This is a genomic window from Novacetimonas hansenii JCM 7643 (genome assembly GCF_000964405.1).
GTDB classification, from domain to species: Bacteria; Pseudomonadota; Alphaproteobacteria; order Acetobacterales; family Acetobacteraceae; genus Novacetimonas; species Novacetimonas hansenii.
On record NZ_BANE01000149.1, the window covers coordinates 1 to 5,128 of the forward strand.

A 5,128-nucleotide genomic window follows, 5' to 3' on the forward strand; every position below is an offset into this window, starting at 1 on the left:
AAAGCTTCAGAAGACGCCGCCTTTTTCGATCAAAAGGCGGCACCTAAAAACTTTTATAAGTCCATGTGGCTACAGGGCCTGAATTTTAAAACAATCTCTCGGAATCGGTGGATCATCAGCATTCATTCCCCCTGTGAATGGACGCTTTTGATGCCAAGAGCACGTGCGAAGCAGACATTCATCATGTTGTGCGGGTCCGGGGAAATCCCTACGAACAGAATGTCCTTGTGTACATACAGAATTTTATGATGTGGTCCCATGGTGACGCGGGGAAGGGTGACATCTTCAAACCCGGCCCCTGCGATACGCGCCTGCTGGTTCCATATGGCACTGATATGGGCAAGTCTCAAAAGATCCGGCACACAAATACATATATGCCAGATGACAAGGCCGGAAATTCCGATCCCCACCATCCGGTTGCGCAGGGCGGGATGATGGGCGCGGTTGATAAACAATATTCCCAATACACACACCAGATAGATGCTGGCAGGAAAAGATACCCGCGCGGCAAGGGATGAACGCGGGAACAGTAGCAGGATCATCATGTAGGTGACGGCACATGCCGTAAATATCGCAATATTTTTCCACATGCGATGTCGTTGTGTCATATCGGCTGTCACGGACACGTGGCAGATGAGCAGGATAATGACAAATGGAAGCCAGTACAGGTCAAACAGGCTGCCAAGATTTCCAAATACGCCATCCAGACGGGTCAGAAGCGTATCATGTTCCATCGTGCGTGCCCGGACATAATTGCCTGGGGCAAGCCATAGAAAAAGGGTGCCAAGCACATGCGCACCAATAAAGGGTAGGGCGACAGGATCCTTATGACGATAACTGCTGATTGCAGAGCCGATCAGCACCATGCTTATCATAAGGGAGAGGGGTTCAAGAAATGTCGCGATGAAAAAGGCAAAACCGCAGGACAGAACCCCAAAAGGCAAGCGTCGTGCAAGGACCTGCCGTAAAATCCATAATTCCCCCGTCATAGGCCACAGATAGCCAATCGCCCCAGTTTTCCACAGGGCAACTTCAGAAATATCGCGTGGTATCCACCAGACAGCTAGAAATACAAATATGATGTCCCAAAATCCATTTGATGTATTCTGGTCCGATATTGATACATTTCTGCATATCATGCAGACATTATGGACAAGCAGGCAGAAAATTACGGTATTCAGAATATCAAAAATGAAAATGGACCCATAGTCGTGAAGTTCCAGAACGAGGAAGGTTATCAGTGTCGTAAAATACCTGCCTGTCCAATAAAAATAATTCCCATAAACGATATGGAATGTATTTTTCAGGTCAAATGGAATGGTTCTGCAATAATCATCGGCCCATAGCGGGGTTACAACATTGGCCCACAAGACAAATATAAAGACCGCACCGAGGGCATAGACTCTTGTTCTGTTCCCGGCCATGAAGCGCATGATTCCCGTATTTGTCATGAAACCCTTCCTGTGTGGGTCCATGCCTGCCATGGACCATGCGCTGGCGTTATGTGGCAGCATAAAATTCGAACGGAAAAACACATGTTCTGGTGTTGCATCATGGATGGATGCCGTATCGGTCATTATGACGTCAACACAGATGTAAAAACCATCCCGGCCGGGAGGAAAACAGAACGTGAGCCCCACTGTTGTAATACCAGCACCTTCTTCCCGTCCCGGACAGAAAGCTTTCCGTGCAGGCCTTATCACGGCCTGTGCCGGGCTTCTTGTCGGACTCGATACCGGCCTGATCGCTGAGGCACTGGGATTTATCGGCACGGACTTCCATGCCTCCACACGTGATCAGGAATGGATCGTGTCGGTCCTTATGCTGGGGGCATCGGTGGGGTCGCTGGGGGCGGGAACGTTTTCCGCCCGCTTTGGCCGCAGGCTGGTGTTGACCGCCGCCATGGTGCTGATGTTCCTTGGCGCGGGTCTGTGTGCCAATGCCATGGGAATTGCGCAAATCCTGGTGGGACGCCTGCTGATCGGTATCGCCATTGGCGTGTGTACCTTTACGGCCCCGCTTTATATTTCCGAAACCATGTCGGGCCACCAGCGTGGCAGCATGGTTTCGACGTTTTCCATGCTGCAATCCGCCGGTATCCTTGCAGGATATCTCCTGGGTGGGCTGCTGTCATCCGGGGGGCACTGGCGCTGGATGGTCAGTATGCCCATGTTGCCGACAGCGTTGCTGTTTGCCGGCTGTTTCTTCCTGCCCGCCAGTCCGTCATGGCTGATTGCACGTGGGGAGGATACAAAAGCACGGACAGTGCTGCGCGCCCTGCGTGATACCCCGGCGGAGGCAGATGAGGAGTTCACCTGCATCAAGAATGAAGCTGCAAAGGGCCGTATAAGCGGGCTGAAGCTGTTACGTCAGCAACCGGGTTTCCGGCGCTCTGTCATGCTGGGCATCTGCCTTCAGGTCATGCAGCAGCTTACGGGGATCAATGTCGTCATGTATTATACCCCGAAAATCCTGCAAAATGCACATTTCGGCACATCAGGCGCGGCATGGGCCACGGTCCTGATCGGTGTCATCAATACCATTGTGGGTATTGCTGCAATTTTCATGGTCAACAGATGGGGCAGGCGGTCCCTGCTCTGCACCAGTGCTGCGATTATGGCCTGTTCTCTGGCTGTTGCTGCGGGCATTACTGGCCTTCATCTGTCGGGCGGTATTGCGACATTATGCCTTCTGGGGGCGTTGTTGAGCTTTGTCGGCGGGTTCGGTCTGGGGGCAGGGCCATTGGTCTGGACCCTGTGTTCCGAAATCCAGCCGCTGGAAGGCAGGGACTTTGGCGTGGGCTGCTCCACGCTGGCTAACTGGTGGGCGGATTGGATTGTCAGCAATACTTTCCTGAGCATTGTGTCCATCATCGGTTTTGGTCAGACATTCGCCGGGTTTGCCCTGATGAATGTTATATTCATTGTGTTTACGCTGACATTCGTGCCCGAAACCAAGGATGTTCCATTGGAAACCATTGAAGCCAACCTTTTGTCTGGAAAAAAATTACGTAATATCGGGGAATAAGTTTCGATTATTTCGTCCTTGCGGGCGGCATCATTTATTACTTGCATGCCTGATATGCGTTATGTTTCTGTGCCACCTGCGCCTGCATTCGCAGGCGGTCAGACATATTGTCATGCCCGGATAAGGATAACTATATGACGAATTTGAAGAATATTATTTTTAGCACGGCAAATATCCTTGCCGGCCAGCTCAAGCAGGAAATTGGCTACGTTACCGGCAGCCGGAAAATCGCCCGGAGTGGCATCGCACAAGAGATGAAAGGCCATGCCCAGAAAGTCGCATCAAGCCGATTGCGTGGTGATTACTGAACCTGCGTCAGCGTAAATAGCCCCACGCCTGTCATGAAATAAATATTGCCCGACAGAATGACATTAATGTGCTCCCCATAAGGAACACTGTATGTTAACCTGTATTAACGTTTTTTTTGATATATAAAAGATACTGTATTAAATGCCACCCAATAAACACTCACGCGCAAGAACTTTGCCTGATGTCAAAGCGGGATGTGCTGATTACAGTTACGGTGGGTAACGGAAATTATGGACCATTGGCTAAAGGTTCATATCTCAGGGGCAATAAATATCATGACAGAAAGAAAAACCGCTCCCATGTCTGCCAGACAGATCCTGGTGTATGAGGCCCATATTTCGGGCCTTGAACACGCCCTTGCCGCAGCGGTGGAAATGCTGACCCCCATGCAGCAGGCGGCATTGCTGGGCATGGTGCAGAAGGCCGCCGCCGAGGATGGGCAGTGCGACACGTTGGGCACCTGTCCTGCGGATGAACCGTGCGTGCAGCCATTTACCAATGGGCACCTGATGGCGGCAACCTGTATCCAGCATGCAGCTTATCCCGCACGTGGGCCTTCCGCCTGAAGTAAGCAGACCTGAAATAACCAGCGATGCGTCGATGGGGCACAGCCTGCTGCATGCCCCATTATTCCTTGCGCTACGACCGGTTGCGGATCAATTGCTGCTCTTGTTGATGGCCGCGGCGGGGCAGTCGGCACCCTGTTTTGCATAATTACTGATGGTGGTGACGACCTGCGGCACCGCCTCTGATGATCGGACCTGTAACAATGTGCCGGTGAATGACCATGCCGCTATGATCTCATAGCTTTTGGTCGTTCCCGGCAGAACGGCGTTGGAAATCAAAAACCGGTCTTCTTGCAGGTCATGCCACATGAACGGTTTCGTGCGGAGATTATTGCACGCCAGCGCACGGCGGATATTTTCCGCCGCTTTATACGGCTCCACCGGGACAAAGGCTGCATTCGGCCCCAGCCCATATGCCAGGTAAGGCCCCCGGTTAAAGGGTTTGTGCGATGAACAGCCAGCAAGAGCCACCATGATCCCGACCGCCGCCGCCCATTTGCGATAAGGTGTGGAGAGGGTGATTCGTAACCGGTTTTTCATTGACGAGCCCATACGAAAATAAAGCGAGGAACGATACAGGAGGCATAGCCGCCTCTTCGCAAAATAACCAGAGTGCGTACCGATAATCAGGGCCAAAACACCCGAAAGCGCAATGCGGGGGGCCTTGGGGGGGGGGCAGGATCTGGCATGTATGGCTTTTGCCTGTCCTGTCCATGGTGGTCAGTTTATGCGCTGGGCATATTCATCAACACGGCCTGATCCTGCCTCTGACGGTCGTGGGGCAGGTGCAATAATATGAGACGGCAAGGGGTGCGTCCTTGTCTGAAAATAATAATCAGTTTTATTTATAAATTAAAATTCCATAGTCTAAATTATATTCTTGAAAATATGGAAACCAAAGGGATGTAGGCAACGTTTACGGGCGCAATCTTTAATAAAAGGTGTGCCAGATGGTTAATAATTCAAAGAAAAGTGGCGAACCGCCTCCTTTGGCAGACAAAAGCCTCAAGCCCCCGTTTGCGACACCACAGGAACGCAAACATGCCATGTTGACCACATTGATGGTCATTCTTTTCCTGTCCGGGATCGTATTGGGATGCCTGTTTTCCCCGCACATACCACTTCCAAAGCTATAGGGTCAGGACACGTAAATACTCATTCTGCCGTTTCTGCTTAAAATATATAAGAGCCTGATCCGAAAGTTTTTGAACAATACCAGCCTGTTG

Annotated in this window: 5 protein-coding genes; 3 read left to right on the forward strand and 2 right to left on the reverse strand. The window is 51.3% G+C overall.

Going from position 1 to position 5,128, the window contains the following annotated elements; all coding sequences use genetic code 11:
* Positions 1–122: 122 nt before the first annotated feature.
* On the reverse strand, positions 123–1,577 hold the full coding sequence (locus B7G66_RS10820) for a DUF6056 family protein (protein ID WP_050772116.1): 1,455 nt from the start codon (positions 1,575–1,577) through the stop codon (positions 123–125).
* 52 nt (positions 1,578–1,629) lie between these two features.
* On the opposite strand from B7G66_RS10820, the gene B7G66_RS10825 reads away from it, so the two are divergent.
* The 3 genes from B7G66_RS10825 (at position 1,630) to B7G66_RS10835 (ending at position 3,902) form a co-directional block, all read left to right on the forward strand.
* Positions 1,630–3,027, forward strand: a complete 1,398-nt coding sequence (locus tag B7G66_RS10825; protein WP_003620431.1) for a sugar porter family MFS transporter — start codon at positions 1,630–1,632, stop codon at positions 3,025–3,027.
* 134 nt (positions 3,028–3,161) lie between these two features.
* On the forward strand, positions 3,162–3,335 hold the full coding sequence (locus tag B7G66_RS10830) for a CsbD family protein (protein ID WP_003620428.1): 174 nt from the start codon (positions 3,162–3,164) through the stop codon (positions 3,333–3,335).
* Between the two features lie 300 nt (positions 3,336–3,635).
* Positions 3,636–3,902, forward strand: a complete 267-nt coding sequence (locus B7G66_RS10835) for a hypothetical protein (protein ID WP_003620426.1) — start codon at positions 3,636–3,638, stop codon at positions 3,900–3,902.
* 90 nt (positions 3,903–3,992) lie between these two features.
* On the opposite strand, the gene B7G66_RS10840 is transcribed toward B7G66_RS10835, so the two are convergent.
* Positions 3,993–4,538, reverse strand: coding sequence for a hypothetical protein (locus B7G66_RS10840; RefSeq protein ID WP_139312468.1), 546 nt, complete (start codon positions 4,536–4,538; stop codon positions 3,993–3,995).
* Positions 4,539–5,128 lie beyond the last annotated feature (590 nt).

Coding starts and splice junctions, on each gene's coding strand:
- B7G66_RS10820 (WP_050772116.1), bottom strand. CDS start 1,577: ATGACCGATACGGCATCCATCCATGATGCAACACCAGAACATGTGTTT.
- B7G66_RS10830 (WP_003620428.1), top strand. CDS start 3,162: ATGACGAATTTGAAGAATATTATTTTTAGCACGGCAAATATCCTTGCC.
- B7G66_RS10835 (WP_003620426.1), top strand. CDS start 3,636: ATGTCTGCCAGACAGATCCTGGTGTATGAGGCCCATATTTCGGGCCTT.